The sequence below is a fragment of the Janthinobacterium sp. GW822-FHT07H10 genome (assembly GCF_058798675.1).
Genome location: NZ_JBXAKS010000006.1, coordinates 210,472 through 228,661 on the forward strand (window position 1 = coordinate 210,472; position 18,190 = coordinate 228,661).

The window sequence follows — 18,190 nt, forward strand, 5'->3', positions numbered from 1 at the left end:
TTAATGACGCAAAAGTCACTAAAAACTTTTGGCCGCGATTATAATTACTAACCAGAAAGTCATTAACGGTGCGTAAGCCTCCGCCATGACCAAGCTGATATTGTCACAAATTTAAGGATATCGCGTGCGAAAAAATTTCGTTCGAGCCAGCCGCCAAGCGAAAAGTTTCCTCACGTAAAAATCTAACAGCCCGCATAGTAAAGGAAAATACCTTGTTTGCCCTGAAAACCCTGCGCCGCGAGACCGGCGCGCCAGCTCTTCCCGCCCTGCGCCTGATCGCCGCCGCGGCCCTTGCCATGACCATGGCGGCCTGTTCCAAGCCTGCGGCCAAGGTGGAAGACGTGCGCCCCGTGCGCGCGATTGTGTTGTCTAGTACCAATATCGATGTGAATGCGGAGCTGGCGGGCGAGGTCGTGCCCCGCGTGGCGTCGCAGCTGGGTTTCCGCGTGGGCGGCAAGATCGTCGCGCGCAAGGTCGACGTGGGCGCCGTGGTGAAAAAGGGGCAGCTGCTGATGCAGCTCGACCCCGTCGACCTGCAATTGTCGCAGGCGCAGGCGAAGGCGGCGCTGGTCAGCGCGGAAACGAACCGCGACCTGGCGCGCGCCGAGCTGAAGCGTTATAAGGACTTGCGCGAGAAAAACTTCGTCAGCCAGGCCGTGCTCGATAGCAAGGACGCCAGCTACAAGGCGGCGCAATCGAATGTGGAAGCGGCCCAGGCCGCCTACCGTGGCCAGGCCAACCAGTCCGGCTATGCCAGCCTGGTCGCCGATGTCGATGGCGTCGTCACGCGTATCGAGGCGGAAGTGGGGCAGGTGGTGGCGCCCGGCACGCCCGTGGTGGTGGTGGCGAAGTCCGGCGAGAAGGAAGTCGTGATCGGCATTCCGGAAGACAAGGTCGATACCTTGCGCCAGGTCAAGGATGTCGTCGTGCGGCTGTGGGCCGACCCGAAGCAGGCGCTGCCAGGCAAGATCCGCGAAGTGTCGCCCGTGGCCGATCCCGCCACGCGCACTTACGTGGCCAAGGTCAGCATCCCCGACGCGCCGCAAGCGCGGCTGGGCATGACGGCCGTGGTGCAGTTCGCCTCGCAGACGGCCACGCCGCAGATCAAGGTGCCGCTGACGGCCCTGTTCAATGAGAAATCGCAAAGCTCCGTGTGGGTGGTGGAGAACGGCGCCGTGAAACTGGTGCCCGTGACGGTCGGAGGCGTGGCCGGCAATGAATTGCTGCTCAGCTCGGGCGTGAAAGCGGGGCAGACGGTGGTCACGGCCGGCGTCAACCTGCTGAAACCAGGCCAGAAAGTCACGATCCTGGGCGCGGAAACGGCCGCGCCGGCAGCCGCGTCCGCCAGCGCCATTACAGTCGGGGCCGCCAAATGAAGGGCGGCTTCAATCTGTCGCGCTGGGCGCTCGAACACATTCCGCTGACGCGCTACCTGATGGCCGTGCTGCTGATCGGCGGCATGCTCAGCTACGCCAGCCTGGGTCAGGACGAGGACCCGCCATTCACCTTCCGCGCCATGGTGCTGCAAGCGTACTGGCCGGGCGCGACGGCCCTGCAGATGGCCGAGCAAGTCACGGACAAGCTGGAAAAGAAGCTGCAGGAAACGCCGTATATCGACGAAATCACCAGCTATTCCAAGCCTGGCGAGACCTTGATCCTGCTGGAACTGCGCGAATCGGCGCCGCCCAAGGAAACGGCGGCCGCCTGGTACCAGGTGCGCAAGAAGATCGGCGACATCCAGGGCACCTTGCCGGCCGGCGTCGTGGGACCGTTCTTCAATGACGAGTTCGGCGATACGTACGGCTCCATCTTCGCCCTGTCCGGCGACGGTTTCACCTATGCGGAAATGAAGGATTACGCGGACAAAGTGCGCCAGGAACTGCTGGCCGTGGGGCAGGTGTCGAAGGTGGAACTATTCGGCGTGCAAGATGAAAAGATCAATATTATCTTTTCCCACAAGAAATTTGCCCAGCTGGGCATTCCTTTCTCGGCCATCGTGCAGCAACTGTCCGAGCAAAACTCGATCAACGCCACCGGCGTGCTGGTGACGCCGACGGACAACCTGCAAGTGCGCGTGACGGGCGCCATGGTGACCGTCAAGGACCTGGAAAACCTCGAGCTGCGCGCCAACGGCACCACCTTCCGCCTCGGTGATTTCGCCACGGTCAAGCGCGAATTCGTCGATCCGCCGAAGGACAAGATGCGCTTCAACGGCAAGGAAGTGATCGGCCTGGGCGTGTCGATGGAAAAGGGCGGCAACATCATCGACATGGGCAAGGCCCTGCAAAAGACGGTGGCGCGCATGAAGAGCGAGTTGCCGGTCGGCATAGAGCTGCAGCGCGTGTCGAACCAGCCGGAAGCCGTATCGGCCTCCGTGGGCGAGTTCGTGCATACCCTGATCGAAGCCATCCTGATCGTGCTGGCCGTCAGCTTTGTCGCGCTGGGCTTGCACACGAAGCCGCTGCGCATCGACGTGCGGCCGGGCCTGGTGGTAGCGCTGACCATCCCGCTGGTGCTGGCCGTCACCTTCCTGTGCATGCGCATGCTCGACATCGACTTGCACAAGATTTCACTGGGCGCCCTGATCATCGCGCTGGGCTTGCTGGTCGATGACGCCATCATCGCCGTCGAGATGATGGTGCGCAAGATGGAAGAGGGCTTTTCCCGCTTCGACGCGGCCACGTTCGCCTACACGTCGACGGCCATGCCCATGTTGACGGGCACCCTGATCACGGTGGCGGGTTTCCTGCCCATCGGCCTGGCCAAGTCGGCTGCCGGCGAATACACGTTTTCCTTGTTCTCCGTCAATGCGCTGGCCCTGATCATTTCCTGGGTGGTGGCCGTCGTCTTCACGCCATACATCGGCTACATCTTGCTCAAGGTCAAGCCGCACGCGCATGACGACCATGAATTGTTCGATACGCCGAATTTCCGCCGCTTCCGCCGCGCCGTCACCTGGTGCGTGGAATGGCGCAAGACGACGATCGCCGCCACCCTGGCCATCTTCGCGCTGGGCATCTATGGCTTCAATTTCATCGAGAAGCAATTCTTCCCCGATTCCAGCCGGCCGGAACTGATGGTGGAGCTGTGGTCGCCCGAAGGCACGACGTTTGCCGCGAATGAAAAGCAGGTCAAGAAATTCGAAGCCTTCGTTGGCAAGCTCGACGGCGTGGAAAGCGTGACCAGCTACGTGGGTACCGGCAGTCCCCGTTTCTATCTGCCGCTCGACCAGATCTTCCCGCAGACCAACGTCTCGCAAGTGGTGGTCTTGCCGAAGAGCCTGGCTGACCGCGAACGCTTGCGCCAGCAAATCGTCGATGTCTTCAAGAAAGACTTCCCGGAAGTGCGGGGCCGCGTGAAACTCTTGCCGAACGGACCGCCGGTGCCGTATCCCGTGCAATTCCGCGTCACGGGGCCGGAAGTGGAGGGCGTGCGCGCCATCGCCGACCAGGTCAAGGACATCCTGCGCGCCAACCCGAACACGCTGGGCGTGAACGACAACTGGAATGAATCGGTGAAGGTGCTGCGCCTGGACCTGGACCAGGACAAGATGCGCGCGCTGGGCGTCACCTCGAAAACGGTGATGCAGGCGGCCAATACCATCCTGTCGGGCACGGTCATCGGCCAGTTCCGCGAAGACAACAAGCTGATCGACATCCAGGTGCGCCAGCCGCTGGAAGAGCGGGCGACGATTTCCGTGTTGAATGACACGAATATCCCGACGGCAACGGGCAAGTCCGTGCCGATTTCGCAGCTGGCCCGCGCGCACTTCGTGTGGGAGCCGGGCGTCGTCTGGCGCGACAAGCGCGAATGGGCCATTACCGTGCAGTCGGACGTGGTCGACGGCATCCAGGGCGCCACCGTGTCGACGCAGCTGGCGCCGCAGCTGGACGCCTTGCGCGCCAAGTTGCCGGCCGGCTACCGCATCACCGTGAAGGGCGTGGCGGCCGACAGCGGCGAAGCGGAAGCGTCGATCGCGGCCAACTTGCCGCTGGCCATCTTCATCATCTTCACCTTGCTGATGCTGCAGCTGCACAGCTTCTCGCGCGCCTTGCTGGTGTTCCTGACGGGGCCGCTGGGCGTGGCGGGCGCCGCATTTGCCCTGCTGGCGCTGGGCCGGCCCCTCGGTTTCGTGGCCAACCTGGGCATCATCGCGCTGTTCGGCATGATTATCCGCAACTCGGTGATCCTTGTCGACCAGATCGAGCAAGACATCAAGGATGGCTCGGCGCCGTGGGACGCCATCATCGACTCGGCCGTGCGCCGCTGCCGCCCCATCGTGCTGACGGCCGCCGCCGCCGCGCTGGCGATGATACCGCTGTCGCGCTCCGTGTTCTGGGGGCCGATGGCCGTCGCCATCATGGGCGGCCTGATCCTGGCGACGGCCTTGACCCTGCTGTTCCTGCCGGCCCTGTACGCGGCCTGGTTCCGGGTCAGGAAGCCGGAGCCGGCGAGCGCAAAAGCGGGCTAGGATACGGCAGTAAACTAGCGGCATAAAAAAGGCGGCATTCCTCTGGGAAATCCAGTAGAATGCCGCCTTTGCTTTACCGCCGGCTTGCAGTGCAAGTCCAAGGTAGCCAGAATGCTCCCGAGTTGTTAAAATCGGGGGCAGCAGTCAAGTGGTATGTACAAGCTGCGTACAAATTGCGGATGTGGTGGAATTGGTAGACACGCTGGTCTTAGAAGCCAGTGCTTCGGCTTGGGAGTTCGAGTCTCCCCATCCGCACCAGCCCGGGCTGCTCCAGCCCGCGGGTGCAGCACCATCGAGTTGTTCTCATGTTTCTTCATGCGCCATATGCGCCGCCGCGCCGCCGGCAGCACCGGCCCGGTCCTTCATTTTCGACAGATTTACGCCCGTGGCCGCTATCCGGCACGCCTGCGTCCGCGCTGTTTTTCGCCTGAAATGCCCGGGCAGGACAGGGCGCCGCCGGGGTTTTGCCTGAAAAATGGCCAAATTGAGGCAAATCAATGGTTTTTTGCCCGAAAACTTCGCTGTCAGCGCATTTCTTTGTTTCGGACGGAGCGACAGTTCGCATATACTAATGAACGAAGCAGGCTGGAAAGCCTGTCTCTGGCGAAATGAAGTATGCCGGGGCAAGAGTAAAGACAGGGCAGACCCAGGCTGTGGCGACTCGTTCGCCGCCGCTGGCATCCTCTGTGGCCGGGCCGCAAAGCCAGCCACTTCTCCGAAGTCCTTTGTTATAATGCCACGCTTTACCGAATGATGGCCGGCCCTGCGATTACCTTGAAGCATGGCTGGACGCTCGGAGCCCTGTCGCAGTATTGGAAGCGGCGGATTGTTTGGTGCCTGGTGGCTTGTTCCATGCCGGGTAGACCAGGTCCATCATCCTGCTTGCAGTACGTTACAGATGAATATGCGAGCGAGTGAAGCTGGACCCATGTCTTGTCGTCATTAATGGCGCAAGGGGTCGGGTCTTCTTTTCTCGCACCAACAGTATCTTATTTTTTGGACGATTTTTTACATGGCAACTGCAGTCGAAACCTTGGGCAAACTCGAACGTCGTATCACGATCTCCTTCCCGCTGACGGACGTCCGCACGGAAGTTGAGAAGCGCCTGAAAGTGCAAGCCCGTACGGCTAAGGCACCGGGCTTCCGTCCGGGCAAAGTGCCGTTGAAAATGGTCGCAGCACAATACGGCTACCAAATCGAATCCGAAGTGCTGAATGACAAAGTCGGCCGCGCGTTCAACGACGCCGCCAACGAAAACAACCTGCGCGTCGCCGGTTACCCGAACATCGTGTCGAAAGACGACGCCGCGGAAGGCCAGCTGGCTTTCGACGCCACCTTCGAAGTGTACCCGGAAGTCGTCATCGGCGACCTGGCCGGCGTTGAAATCGAAACCGTGCAAGCCGACGTCTCGGAAGCCGAAATCGACAAGACCATCGACATCCTGCGCAAGCAGCGCGTGCACTTCCACACCAAGGGCGAAGCGGGCGAACACGGCGACGGCGGTGAGCCGATCGCTGCCAACGGCGACCGCGTGACCGTCGACTTCGTCGGCTCGATCGACGGCGTTGAATTCCCAGGCGGCAAAGCTGAAGGTTACGCTTTCGTGCTGGGCGAAGGCCGCATGCTGCCAGAATTCGAAGCAGCGACCCTGGGCCTGAAAGTGGGCGAATCGAAGACTTTCCCGCTGTCGTTCCCTGAGGACTACCATGGCAAGGACGTGGCCGGCAAAACCGCCTCGTTCACCATCACGCTGCAAAAGCTGGAATGGGCGCACCTGCCGGAAGTCGATGCCGAATTCGCAAAGTCCCTGGGCGTTGCCGATGGCGACCTGGCCAAAATGCGCGAAGACATCAAAGTCAACCTGCAGCGCGAAGTCGCTGGCCGCGTAAAAGCGCGCAACAAGGAAGCCGTCATGGACGCGCTGATCAAAGTTGCTGAGCTGGAAGTGCCAAAAACGCTGATCGCTCAGGATTCCGAGCGCCTGGCCGAAATGACCCGCCAGGACATGGCGCAGCGCGGCATGAACGTCAAGGACGTGCCTTTCCCAGCAGAACTGTTCGCGGAAAAAGCCGAGCGTCGCGTACGCCTGGGCCTGATCCTGTCGCAACTGGTGGGCGACAACAACCTGCAGGCAACGCCTGAGCAAGTCAAGGCGCAGATCGAAGATTTCGCCCAAAGCTACGAAGATCCACGCGAAGTGCTGAAGTACTACTACAGCGACCGTCGTCGCCTGGGTGAGATCGAAGCCCTTGTATTGGAAGAAAACGTCGTCACTTACGTGTTGGGCCTGTCGAAAGTCACGACGAAAGCAGTTGCTTTCGACGAACTGATGGGAAGCAACGCACAAGCGTAAACCAGTTGGTATTGGGATGCCCCCTCTTGCCGTAAGGTATATGCGGCATCCCCTAACTGCTTCACAAGGAAATGAAATGACAGGTATGAACCGTAATCCAGCGCTGGACACACAGATGCTCGGCCTGGTGCCGATGGTGGTGGAACAAAGCGGTCGCGGCGAGCGCTCGTATGATATTTACTCGCGCCTGCTGAAGGAACGCTTGATTTTCATGGTCGGCCCGGTCAATGACCAGATGGCCAACCTGGTCGTCGCCCAGCTGCTGTTCCTGGAGAGCGAAAATCCGGAAAAGGAAATCTCGCTCTACATCAACTCGCCAGGTGGCTCGGTCTCGGCCGGCATGGCCATCTACGACACCATGCAGTTCATCAAGCCGGACGTCTCGACCCTGTGTACCGGGATGGCCGCCTCGATGGGTGCCTTCCTGCTGGCCGCCGGCGCCAAGGGCAAGCGTTTCTCGCTGCCGAACTCGCGCATCATGATTCACCAGCCGTCCGGTGGTTCGCAAGGCATGGCGTCGGACATCGAGATCCAGGCGAAGGAAATCCTTTACCTGCGTACCCGCTTGAACGGCATCATGGCCGAGCGCACGGGCCAGTCGATCGAACAGATCGCCAAGGACACCGACCGCGACCGTTTCATGTCCGCCGACGAGGCCGTCGAGTATGGTTTGATCGACAAAGTGTTGACCAGCCGCGCTTGATGAGCCCCTACCGGTATTGCTAAGCAAGTAAGTAAACGCCCGGGCGATCAAACGTTCGGGCGTTTCGCTTTTATTTCGGGTAGCATGGAGCTTGTGCACGTTGTTGACTTGCGCCATGGGTGGCTGCCTTTGCGGGCAACTACCGCACTCCGGCTTGCGATTTAGCAATATTGTTAATGCAGTTCCAACCAAAATGCCTTATGTCAGACAAAAAATCCTCTAGCGGCGAAAAATTACTGTATTGCTCGTTCTGCGGCAAAAGCCAGCACGAGGTGAAGAAACTCATCGCCGGCCCGTCCGTGTTCATTTGCGACGAGTGCATCGACTTGTGCAACGACATCATCCGTGATGAAACGTCGAGCATCGAGACGGTGACCGGTACCAAATCCGACCTGCCGACGCCGCAAGAAATTGCCGCCTTGCTCGATCAGTACGTGATCGGCCAGCAGACTGCCAAGCGCATCCTGTCGGTGGCGGTGTACAACCATTACAAGCGCCTCAAGCACCTGGGCAAGAAAGACGACATCGAACTGGCCAAGAGCAACATCTTGCTGGTCGGTCCTACCGGCTCGGGCAAGACCCTGCTGGCGCAGACCCTGGCGCGCATGCTCAACGTGCCGTTCGTCATCGCCGACGCCACCACACTGACCGAAGCCGGTTATGTGGGCGAGGATGTGGAAAACATCATCCAGAAGCTGCTGCAGAGCTGCAACTACGACGTCGAGAAAGCCCAGCGCGGCATCGTTTACATCGATGAGATCGACAAGATTTCGCGCAAGTCCGACAATCCGTCCATCACGCGCGACGTGTCGGGCGAGGGCGTGCAGCAAGCCTTGCTGAAACTCATCGAAGGCACGATGGCTTCCGTGCCGCCACAAGGCGGCCGCAAGCATCCGAACCAGGATTTCGTGCAGATCGACACGACCAACATCATGTTCATCTGCGGCGGCGCCTTCGACGGCCTGTCGAAAGTGATCGCCAACCGTTCCGAAAAGAGCGGTATCGGTTTCTCGGCCACCGTGCGCAGCAAGTCGCAAAGCTCGGCCAGCGAACTGATGCTGCAAGCGGAACCGGAAGACCTGGTCAAGTTCGGCCTGATCCCGGAACTGGTGGGCCGTCTGCCCGTCATCGCCACGCTGGCGGAATTGACGGAAGAGGCGCTGATCCAGATCCTCGTCGAGCCGAAGAATGCGCTGATCAAGCAGTATTCGAAGCTGCTCGAGATGGAAGGCGCGGAACTGGAGATTCGTCCGGCCGCCCTGCATGCGATCGCCAAGAAGGCGCTGGCGCGCAAGACGGGCGCCCGTGGCCTGCGCTCCATCCTGGAACACGCTTTGCTGGACGTCATGTACGAACTGCCGAGCGAACAGAACGTGGTGAAGGTCGTCATCGATGAAAATACCATCACCAGCGGCGCCAAACCTTTGTTGATTTACCAAGAGACTGCCAAGGCCTCCGGAGAAAATTGATTACTGCCGAGACAAATGCATAAAAAGGGTTTTGATTCCTTAATGCATGGCAGTACAATTTAAATCAATGAGTGCAGGCTTCAATCGGAAAGCCACTCGCGGCGCTTAGCTGCGCGTGGCTTTTTTACTGTTACAACTGCACTTGTTACAGTCATGCGGGTGTGTTTTGCGAAATGAACAAAATGTTTGTTTCACAGAATTATTTATTCTCGCCGGTCTTGTGTTTTGGCAGCGAGCGCCAACATCGTAAACACGCTTTCTATAAGGTACGCCATGACAACTTCCAAATTAACTGAGCAAACTCAACTGCCGTTATTGCCGTTGCGGGATGTCGTCGTTTTCCCGCATATGGTGATACCGCTGTTCGTTGGCCGTCCAAAGTCGATCAAGGCGCTGGAAGCTGCGATGGAGCAGGGCAAGAGCATCATGCTTGCCGCTCAAAAAGCAGCCGCGAAGGACGAGCCATCGCCTTCGGACATCTATGAAATTGGCTGTGTCGCCAATATTCTGCAAATGCTCAAGCTGCCCGACGGCACCGTCAAGGTGCTGGTCGAGGGTGCGCAGCGTGCCCGTATCAACCATATCAGCGATGCGCCGACGCACTTCATCGCCGACCTGACGCCGCTCGAATCCGAGCCGGGCGACGAGTCGGAAGTCGAAGCCATGCGCCGCGCGATCGTGCAGCAGTTCGACCAGTACGTCAAACTGAACAAAAAAATCCCGCCGGAAATCCTCGCATCGCTGTCGGGCATCGACGATGCCGGCCGTCTGGCCGACACGGTGGCCGCGCATCTGCCGCTGAAGCTTGAGCAAAAACAAGTCATCCTGGAAATTTTCAGCGTGGCCAAGCGCCTCGAGCACCTGCTGGGCCAGCTCGAAGGCGAGCTCGACATCCTGCAGGTGGAAAAGCGCATCCGTGGCCGCGTCAAGCGCCAGATGGAAAAATCGCAGCGCGAGTACTACCTGAACGAGCAGGTCAAGGCGATCCAGAAGGAACTGGGCGAGGGCGAAGATGGTGCCGACCTCGACGAGCTGGAGAAAAAAGTCGCTTCGGCCAAGATGCCGAAGGAAGCGCTCGACAAGGCCACCAACGAGCTGAAAAAACTCAAGCTGATGTCGCCGATGTCGGCCGAAGCCACCGTCGTGCGCAACTACATCGACACGCTCGTCAATTTACCGTGGAAAAAGAAATCCAAGGTCAATAACGACCTGTCGAATGCGGAAAAAGTGCTCGAGGGCGACCACTACGGCCTCGACAAGGTCAAGGAACGCATCCTGGAGTACCTCGCGGTGCAACAGCGCGTCGACAAGCTGAAAGCGCCCATCCTGTGCTTCGTCGGCCCTCCGGGCGTCGGCAAGACCTCGCTGGGCCAGTCCATCGCCCGCGCGACGAACCGCAAGTTCGTGCGCATGGCCCTGGGCGGCGTGCGCGATGAAGCGGAAATCCGCGGCCATCGCCGCACCTACATCGGCTCGATGCCGGGCAAGATCCTGCAATCGCTGTCGAAAGTCGGCGTGCGCAATCCTCTGTTCCTGCTCGATGAAGTCGACAAGATGGGCGCCGATTTCCGTGGCGATCCCTCGTCGGCCCTGCTGGAAGTGCTCGATCCGGAACAGAACCACACGTTCTCCGACCATTACATCGAAGTCGATTTCGACCTCTCCGACGTGATGTTCGTGGCGACGTCGAACTCGTACAATATTCCGCCAGCCTTGCTTGACCGCATGGAAGTGATCCGCCTGTCCGGTTACACGGAAGACGAGAAGACCAGCATCGCGCAGCGTTATTTGCTGCCGAAGCAGATCAAAAACAATGGCTTGAAGGAAGACGAAATTTCGGTGGCCGAATCGGCGCTGCGCGACATCATCCGCTATTACACGCGGGAAGCCGGCGTGCGTTCGCTCGAGCGCGAAGTGTCGAAGATCTGCCGCAAGGTGGTCAAGATGCTGCTGCTGAAGAAGTCCGACAAGAAAGTCATCGTCAACTCGAAGAACCTGGACAAGTTCCTCGGCGTGCGCCGCTACGATTTCGGTGTCGCAGAGAAAGAAAACCAGGTAGGCCAGGTGGTCGGTCTGGCATGGACGGAAGTGGGCGGCGATCTGCTGACCATCGAAGCCGTGTCGATGCCGGGCAAGGGCAACGTCATCCGTACGGGCACCCTGGGCGACGTCATGAAGGAATCGATCGAGGCGGCCCGCACCGTCGTGCGCAGCCGTTCCGCGCGCCTGGGCATCAAGCCGGACGTGTTCGAGAAGAGCGACATCCATATCCACGTGCCGGAAGGCGCGACACCGAAGGACGGTCCTTCGGCTGGCGCGGCCATGACGGTGGCGATGGTGTCGGTCTTCACGGGCATCCCCGTGCGCGCCGACGTGGCGATGACGGGCGAGATCACCTTGCGCGGCGAAGTATTGCCGATCGGCGGCCTGAAAGAGAAGCTGCTGGCGGCCCATCGCGGCGGCATCAAGACGGTCCTGATTCCAGAGCAGAACGTGAAAGACCTGGCCGAAATTCCGGACAACGTCAAGAACAAGCTGGAGATCGTGCCGGTGCGCTGGATCGACAAAGTGCTGGAAATCGCCCTCGAACGCATGCCTGAAGCGCTGACCGAAGTGGCCGCAGTGGAGGCCGTCACGGCCGCCGCGGCGAAGCCTGATGCGGCCGGCGAGGTAGTAAAACACTAACGTTTTACCCTGTTTTTCCCCAAACAAGCGCTTTTAGAGCGCTTGTTTTATATTGAAACGTGAATTGCGCCCCCAAAGCGCTTGACACATATACAGTGTGGCTTGTTTAATACGCCTGCACATTTTTTTCGCCGGACAGCTGTGGTGCCAAAAGTGCCGCAACGATACGGTAAACGTTTTATACCTTTGTAATTGGGGATGCTAGTGAACAAGACTGAATTGATCGACCACATTGCTGAAAAAGCTGACATTTCCAAAGCCGCCGCTGCGCGCGCACTCGACGCTGTTATCGGCGGCGTGACGGAAACTTTGAAAAACAACGACAGCGTGACGCTGGTTGGTTTCGGTACCTTCTCGGTCAGCGAACGCGCTGAGCGTACCGGCCGCAATCCGCGTACCAAAGAAGCGATCACGATCGAAGCTGCAAAAGTTCCAAAATTTAAAGCTGGTAAAGCTTTGAAGGATGCTGTAAACTAACGGACTTCGGTGAGGTGACAATCACCGGAAACATTTGGCGGCGCCTCCGGGTGCCGCGATTTCAGGATCGACGTTCCTCGAATGACGATCCTGGATGCAAATGCAAGTAGTACTGTGTATTTTTCGGAGTGGTAGTTCAGTTGGTTAGAATGCCGGCCTGTCACGTCGGAGGTCGCGGGTTCGAGTCCCGTCCGCTCCGCCAAAAAAATACACTCTCAAGGAGTGGTAGTTCAGTTGGTTAGAATACCGGCCTGTCACGTCGGGGGTCGCGGGTTCGAGTCCCGTCCGCTCCGCCAGAATATAGAAACCCGCGCTGCTGAATAAGCAGCGCGGGTTTTTCTTTTATGCGCGCGATTATCTTTGCGCCTCTGCATTTTCAATTCCCCGCCTGCCGTTTTTAAATGGCCGGCGCGGGTATTTAAATCCCCTTTAAGCTTTGCCGGGTTTAATGTCCAGGCTGGCGCCTTGTCCGCCTTGCAGCGCATCCGCCGCTTTGCGGCGCAGCATGCGGCGCCGGGGCAGGGCGCGGGCCCTGATTTACTCTTGCTATAGCGCTATGGGCATTGTAGAATCAGGAGATAATGGCTTGGGCGTCAGAATCCTGCTTTAGTTCCAGCGCCAAGTTGTTGAATCTAAAGGGGAAGTGGACATCTGTCCCGTCCATTCCGCCGAAGAAATCAAGGCGAACGCATGTTCGCCTTTTTTTATAGTGATCCACTCATCCCGAATTGGCTGACCATGTTTGAATTTATTCGTACCCATCGACGCTTGATGCAGTTTCTCTTGATGCTGGTCATCGTCCCGTCTTTTGCACTGGTCGGTATCAGCGGCTACCAAAGCTTCGGCGACGGCGCGAACACCATCGCCAAGGTCGGCGATCAGGTGATCACGCAGCAGCAATATGAAGAAGCGCAACGCCAGCAGATCGACCGCTATCGCCAGATGATGGGCGAGCAGTTCGACCAGAAAATGTTCGACACGCCGGAAGCGCGCAAGAGCATCCTCGACAACCTGATCGCCGAACGTGCCGTGGCCGCCGAAGTGGGCCGCAGCCACCTGGTCATCAGCGATGCCGTGCTGCAAAAGGAAGTGCTGGAGATTCCCGGCCTGACCTTGCCAGACGGCAAGTTCGACCTCGAACGCTACAAGGCCATGCTGGCTGCTCAGGGCATGACGCCGCAGATGTACGATGCGCGCCGCCGCAGCGACCTGGCCCTGCAGCAACTGGCCGGCGCCGTGCAAGGCACGGCCTTCGCCCCGAACACCGTGTCCAAGCGCCTGTCGGACATCACCTCGGAAGAGCGTGAAGTGCAGGAACTGCTGTTGCCGATCGCCCAGTTCGTGCCGGAAGTGAAGGTCACGGACGCCATGGTGAAAGCGTTCTACGACAAGAACAGCAAGTTCTTCGAAATCCCGGAACAAGCCAAGGTCGAATACGTCGTGCTCGATGGCACGGCTGCCGGCGAACAGGTCGATGTCAGCGACGCGGACGTGGCCAGCTACTACGCGAAGAACCAGAAAGCCTACACCAGCGAAGAAGCGCGCCGCGCCAGCCACATCCTGGTGGCCGTCAAGAAGGACGCTTCCGCCGCCGACAAGGCTGCCGCCAAGGCCAAGGCCGAAGCCATCCTGGCCGAAGTGCGCCAGGCGCCTGCAAGCTTTGCCGCCGTGGCCAAGGCCAAGTCGGAAGACCCGGCCTCTGCCGAACTCGGCGGCGACCTCGACGTCGTGGCCAAGGGCGCCTTGCCTGGTCCAGTCGAAGCGGCCATCTTCAAGCTCAAGCAAGGTGAAATCAGCGACGTCGTCGCTTCCGATTTCGGCTATCACATCCTGACCGTGACCTCGCTCAAGCCGCAGCACGTGAAATCGCTGGACGAAGTGCGCGGCGAAATCACGGCCGACCTGCGCAAGCAGTTCGCCGCGAAGAAGTACTCGGAAATGGCGGAAACCTTCACCAACACCGTGTACGAGCAATCGGACAGCCTGAAGCCGGTGGCCGACAAGCTGAAACTGAAAGTGGAAAGCGCCGCCAACCTGTCGCGCACGCCGTCGCCGGCCCTGGGCAATGCGCCGTTCAACAACGTCAAGTTCCTGAAGGCGATTTTCTCCAACGATTCGCTGAAAGAAAAACGCAATACGGAAGCCGTGGAAGTGGCGCCGAATACGCTGATCGCCGGCCGCGTGATCGAATTCAAGCCAGCATCGAAGCGTCCGCTGGCCGAAGTCGAAGCGATGATCCGTCAGCGCGTGACGATGGAAGAAGCGGAAAAACTGGCGAAGAAAGCCGGCGAAACCAAACTGGCCGCGCTGAAAGCGTCGGGCGATGCGACCGGCTTCGGCGCCGCACAGTGGGTCTCGCGTAGCAAGCTTGACGGCATCAACCGTGCCGCCATCGCGCAAGTCATGAAGGCCGACACGAGCAAGCTGCCAGCCTATGTGGGCGTGGACCTGCCAGCCCTGGGCTACGGCATCTACCGCATCGCCAAGGTGCAGCAGCCAGCGCAAGTCGATGCTGCGCGCCGCCAGCAAGAGAAAGACCAGATCAGCGGCATCCTGGCGCAGCAGGAAATGTTCGATTACGTCGAGTACCTGAAAAACAAGGCCAAGGTGAAGATCGTCAAACCGGTCACCGCCCCAGCCGCCGCACCGGAAGCGCCATAAGATTGGGCTTCCAGGCATAAAAATAGCCGCTCTCGAGCGGCTATTTTTTTTGAGCGCCAGCGAAAACTTACTGCGCGTCGTGACTTGGGTCTGGCGATGCTCACTGCCTTGGCGGCCCCGAGCAAAGCACGGCGCCGCTTCTCATCCACCATGCACTTCCGCTCGCGACCGTTCTTTCAGGTGTTCGGTGCAGGGCTGCTTACTTGGCTTTTAGCAACGGCGCCAGCTGCGGCCAGATGTTTTTCAGGATGGCCGGATGGGCCTGGGCATTCGGATGCATGCGGTCGGCCTGGAACAGCTGCGGCTGGTCGGCGATGCCTTCGAACATGAACGGCACGAGCGGCGCCTTCCATTCCCGCGCCAGCTTGCCGTACACCCCATAAAACTGCTCGCCATAGGCGCGCCCATAATTGGGCGGCATGCGCATGCCCACCAGTACCACTTGTGCGCCAGCTTTCCTGGCCGCTTCGCCCATGGCGCGCAGATTCGCCTCGGCCGCCGCCACGGGCAAGCCGCGCAAGCCGTCGTTGGCGCCCAGCTCGATCAGCACGACGTCGGGCTGGTGCTTCGTCAGCAGGGCGGGCAGGCGCACCCGTCCGCCGCTCGTGGTCTCGCCGCTGATGCTGGCGTTGACGACGCGCGTATCGTTCTTTTGCGCTTTCAGCCGCTGTTCCAGCAGCGCCACCCAGCCCGTGCCGCGCGCCAGTCCATACTCGGCCGACAGGCTGTCGCCGAGCACCAGCAGCGTTTTTGGTGCAGAATAGGCGTTCGCCATGCCTGCCACCAGGAGCAGGGCTGCCGCCGGAAGCAAGGAGAGGGTGCGCCGCCGCGTGCGGTGGAGCGCTTTCACGCTCGCATCGCCACTGGCGTTGACATTTATTTGTTCACGAATTTTTTTAAGATAGATCAGCATGCCCGAATTCCCTAAAGCGACTTCCACCAATTTCCTTCCGTCCGAAGCAGCTGCCCAGCGGCCTGCCGCAACCAACAGCCAAAACGGCCAGCCGGCCATCGAAGTGATCCAGCTGGCCAAGCGCGTACCCGATGCCGATGGCGAGCTGACCATCCTGCACCGCGTCGATTTTACCGTGCAAACGGCCGAGACGCTGGCCATCGTCGGCGCCTCCGGTTCCGGCAAGTCCACCTTGCTGGGTTTATTGGCCGGCCTGGATACGCCCAGCGAGGGCAAGGTCATGCTCGACGGCACCGATATCTTTGCCCTCGACGAAGACGGCCGCGCCGGTTTTCGCAAGGAAAAGCTCGGTTTCGTGTTCCAGTCGTTCCAGCTGCTGGCGCACCTGACGGCGCTGGAAAACGTCATGCTGCCGCTGGAATTACGCGGCGACCCGGACGCGAAGGAGAAGGCGCAAGCGATGCTGGGCCGGGTCAACCTGGGCAGCCGCTTGAAGCACTATCCGAAATACCTGTCCGGCGGCGAGCAGCAGCGCGTGGCGCTGGCGCGCGCGTTTGTGACGGAGCCGCCGCTGCTGTTTGCCGATGAACCGACGGGCAGCCTCGATGCCGCCACGGGCGAAGCCGTGATCCAGCTGATGTTCGAGCTGAACCGCGAACGCGGCTCGACCCTGGTGCTGGTCACGCATGACAGCTCGATCGCGGCGCGCTGCGGCCGCACGATCACCATTGCGGCGGGTCGGCTGGTGTGATTGCCGGTGGTTGTCGGATTACGCGTTCCGCTAATCCGGCCTGCTTGCTTTGCCGTAGCTTGGATTAGCGCAGCGTAATCCAACGCCCCCGTGCCGCCTGCCTATGCCGACAAGGCATTGATCAGCTTGCGTATCGCCGGGATCAACTCCCCGGCCGTCAGGCCGATAGGGCCACTGCCGGACGCCACCAGCGCATCGGCGGCCGCGCCGTGCAGCCAGACGGCGCCGACGGCCGCTTCCCATTCGGGCCAGCCCTGCGCCAGCAGGCTGCCGCACAGGCCCGCCAGGACGTCGCCCGTGCCGGCCGTGGCCAGCGCGGGGCCGCCCGTATTGTTGATCACCACGCCGCCATCCTGCGCGGCGATCACCGTGCCCGAACCTTTTAACACGACGATGACGCCCAGCTGCGCCGCCAGCTGGCGCGCCGCGCCCAGGCGGTCGGCCTGCACTTCGGCCACCGTCATGTCGAGCAGGCGCGCCGCTTCCAGCGGATGCGGCGTGAGTATCGTCGCGCCCGCGCGCAGGGCCAGCGCCGATTGCAGTTCCGGTTCGGCCGCCATCAGGTTCAGTGCATCGGCGTCGAGCAGCAGCGGACTGTCGCTGTCGAACGCGCGCTGCAGCAATTCCACGGTGTCGGCCTGTTCGCCCAGGCCGGGGCCCGCCACCAGCGCGGCAAAGTGAAAGCCCGAGAAATCCACGTCCTGCGCGCGGCGGCACATCAGCTCCGGCTGGCCGCTGTCGAAGGCGGGCGGCGTCTCGGGGAAGGCGACGACGACTCTGCCCGCGCCCGCATGCAGGGCCGTGCGGGCCGACAGGACAGGCGCGCCGGCCATGCCTTGCGCGCCGCCGATGATGGCCACGCTGCCGTAGCTGCCCTTGTGCGTGTTTTGCCGGCGCGGCAGCAGATGGCGGGCGAACAGGTGCAGGCCGCTCAGCTGGGCTTTGGCGGGCGGCAGCAGGGCGGGGGCGATGGCCAGCGACGCCACTTCCACTTCGCCCGCGACGTCGCGGCCGTTCGCCGTATGCAGGCCGGGCTTGTCGCCGATGAAGGTGAGCGTGTGCGTGGCGCGGATGGCCACGCCGTCGATGGCGCCCGTGTCCGCGTGCAGGCCGCTGGGCACGTCGAGCGCCAGCACGGGGCAATCGAGATTGTTGACCAGCTGCGCCACCTCGCGGCATTCGCCCGCCAGGGGACGCGTCGCGCCGATGCCGAACAGGCCGTCGATGACCAGGTCCCATGGCGCCGCGCCGACGGCCGCCGAGGCCGTGCTGGTGCCGGCGTCCATGAAGCGCGCGGCGCTGTTGCGGGCGCGGCTCAGGGCCACTTCGCGTTCCGGCGACGTGGCTTGCGCCTCGGGCGCCAGCCATACCAGCACCTCGATGCCGCTGCCGGCCAGGTGCGCCGCCGCTTCCAGCGCGTCGCCGCCATTGTCGCCGGGACCTGCCAGCACGAGCACGCGCATGTGACCCGCGCTGGCGGCGTCTTCCTGCGCGTGCAGCAGCTTCAGGGCGGCACTGGCGGCGGCCTGGCCGGCGCGCTGCATCAAGGCGCCTTGCGGCAAGTCTTGCGCGGCGGCCTGTTCGATGGCGCGGATGTCGGCGATGGCGTACAGCGGGGTGGCGGAGTCGATCAGTGTCATGGGGGCTTCCTTAGTCAGTATGCTGTCAACATAAGGCCGATCCACGCGGAAGGCAAGGTGCGCACGC

11 protein-coding genes and 3 tRNA genes are annotated in these 18,190 nt (G+C 61.0%); 12 read left to right on the plus strand and 2 right to left on the minus strand.

Going from position 1 to position 18,190, the window contains the following annotated elements; all coding sequences use genetic code 11:
- Positions 1 to 212: 212 nt before the first annotated feature.
- The 11 genes from AC1RDJ_RS16045 (at position 213) to AC1RDJ_RS16095 (ending at position 14,819) form a co-directional block, all read left to right on the plus strand.
- Positions 213 to 1,376, plus strand: a complete 1,164-nt coding sequence (locus tag AC1RDJ_RS16045) for an efflux RND transporter periplasmic adaptor subunit (protein WP_289886852.1) — start codon at positions 213 to 215, stop codon at positions 1,374 to 1,376.
- A complete protein-coding gene (locus tag AC1RDJ_RS16050; protein ID WP_071323761.1) occupies positions 1,373 to 4,471 on the plus strand; it encodes an efflux RND transporter permease subunit in 3,099 nt (1,032 codons plus the stop codon). The genes AC1RDJ_RS16045 and AC1RDJ_RS16050 overlap by 4 nt, the downstream gene beginning before the upstream one ends.
- Positions 4,472 to 4,646: 175 nt before the next feature.
- Positions 4,647 to 4,729, plus strand: a tRNA-Leu gene (locus AC1RDJ_RS16055).
- Between the two features lie 754 nt (positions 4,730 to 5,483).
- Entirely contained in the window at positions 5,484 to 6,824 is a 1,341-nt protein-coding gene (gene tig, locus AC1RDJ_RS16060) for a trigger factor (protein WP_071323760.1), read from the plus strand.
- 85 nt (positions 6,825 to 6,909) lie between these two features.
- Positions 6,910 to 7,527, plus strand: coding sequence for an ATP-dependent Clp endopeptidase proteolytic subunit ClpP (gene clpP, locus AC1RDJ_RS16065; RefSeq protein WP_374106380.1), 618 nt, complete (start codon positions 6,910 to 6,912; stop codon positions 7,525 to 7,527).
- Between the two features lie 200 nt (positions 7,528 to 7,727).
- Positions 7,728 to 8,996 (plus strand): ATP-dependent Clp protease ATP-binding subunit ClpX, encoded by a 1,269-nt coding sequence (gene clpX, locus AC1RDJ_RS16070; RefSeq protein WP_010398446.1) that lies wholly within the window; start codon positions 7,728 to 7,730, stop codon positions 8,994 to 8,996.
- A 273-nt stretch (positions 8,997 to 9,269) separates the two neighbouring features.
- Positions 9,270 to 11,681: an endopeptidase La gene (gene lon / locus AC1RDJ_RS16075; RefSeq protein ID WP_071323759.1), complete on the plus strand. Its 2,412-nt coding sequence runs from the start codon at positions 9,270 to 9,272 to the stop codon at positions 11,679 to 11,681.
- A 204-nt stretch (positions 11,682 to 11,885) separates the two neighbouring features.
- Positions 11,886 to 12,158 carry an HU family DNA-binding protein gene (locus AC1RDJ_RS16080; RefSeq protein WP_010398442.1) on the plus strand — a complete coding sequence of 91 codons (273 nt, stop codon included), beginning with the start codon at positions 11,886 to 11,888 and terminating at the stop codon, positions 12,156 to 12,158.
- A 125-nt stretch (positions 12,159 to 12,283) separates the two neighbouring features.
- A tRNA-Asp gene (locus AC1RDJ_RS16085) sits at positions 12,284 to 12,360 on the plus strand.
- A 17-nt stretch (positions 12,361 to 12,377) separates the two neighbouring features.
- Positions 12,378 to 12,454: transfer RNA gene (locus AC1RDJ_RS16090), tRNA-Asp, on the plus strand.
- A gap of 442 nt (positions 12,455 to 12,896) precedes the next feature.
- On the plus strand, positions 12,897 to 14,819 hold the full coding sequence (locus AC1RDJ_RS16095) for a SurA N-terminal domain-containing protein (RefSeq protein WP_198043929.1): 1,923 nt from the start codon (positions 12,897 to 12,899) through the stop codon (positions 14,817 to 14,819).
- Positions 14,820 to 15,018: 199 nt separating this feature from the next.
- Here the strand turns inward: AC1RDJ_RS16095 and AC1RDJ_RS16100 are convergent, their stop codons facing one another.
- Positions 15,019 to 15,669 carry an arylesterase gene (locus AC1RDJ_RS16100; protein ID WP_493028061.1) on the minus strand — a complete coding sequence of 217 codons (651 nt, stop codon included), beginning with the start codon at positions 15,667 to 15,669 and terminating at the stop codon, positions 15,019 to 15,021.
- 61 nt (positions 15,670 to 15,730) lie between these two features.
- Here AC1RDJ_RS16100 and AC1RDJ_RS16105 point away from each other — a divergent pair, with 61 nt between their 5' ends.
- Positions 15,731 to 16,483 carry an ABC transporter ATP-binding protein gene (locus tag AC1RDJ_RS16105; protein WP_442905922.1) on the plus strand — a complete coding sequence of 251 codons (753 nt, stop codon included), beginning with the start codon at positions 15,731 to 15,733 and terminating at the stop codon, positions 16,481 to 16,483.
- Between the two features lie 101 nt (positions 16,484 to 16,584).
- Here the strand turns inward: AC1RDJ_RS16105 and AC1RDJ_RS16110 are convergent, their stop codons facing one another.
- Entirely contained in the window at positions 16,585 to 18,123 is a 1,539-nt protein-coding gene (locus AC1RDJ_RS16110) for a bifunctional ADP-dependent NAD(P)H-hydrate dehydratase/NAD(P)H-hydrate epimerase (protein ID WP_071323757.1), read from the minus strand.
- Positions 18,124 to 18,190 lie beyond the last annotated feature (67 nt).

Excerpts from the sequence above, each read along its gene's own strand:
- AC1RDJ_RS16110 (WP_071323757.1), bottom strand. The coding sequence starts at position 18,123 with ATGACACTGATCGACTCCGCCACCCCGCTGTACGCCATCGCCGACATC.
- tig (WP_071323760.1), top strand. The coding sequence starts at position 5,484 with ATGGCAACTGCAGTCGAAACCTTGGGCAAACTCGAACGTCGTATCACG.
- clpP (WP_374106380.1), top strand. The coding sequence starts at position 6,910 with ATGAACCGTAATCCAGCGCTGGACACACAGATGCTCGGCCTGGTGCCG.
- clpX (WP_010398446.1), top strand. The coding sequence starts at position 7,728 with ATGTCAGACAAAAAATCCTCTAGCGGCGAAAAATTACTGTATTGCTCG.
- AC1RDJ_RS16095 (WP_198043929.1), top strand. The coding sequence starts at position 12,897 with ATGTTTGAATTTATTCGTACCCATCGACGCTTGATGCAGTTTCTCTTG.
- AC1RDJ_RS16050 (WP_071323761.1), top strand. The coding sequence starts at position 1,373 with ATGAAGGGCGGCTTCAATCTGTCGCGCTGGGCGCTCGAACACATTCCG.
- lon (WP_071323759.1), top strand. The coding sequence starts at position 9,270 with ATGACAACTTCCAAATTAACTGAGCAAACTCAACTGCCGTTATTGCCG.
- AC1RDJ_RS16105 (WP_442905922.1), top strand. The coding sequence starts at position 15,731 with ATGCCCGAATTCCCTAAAGCGACTTCCACCAATTTCCTTCCGTCCGAA.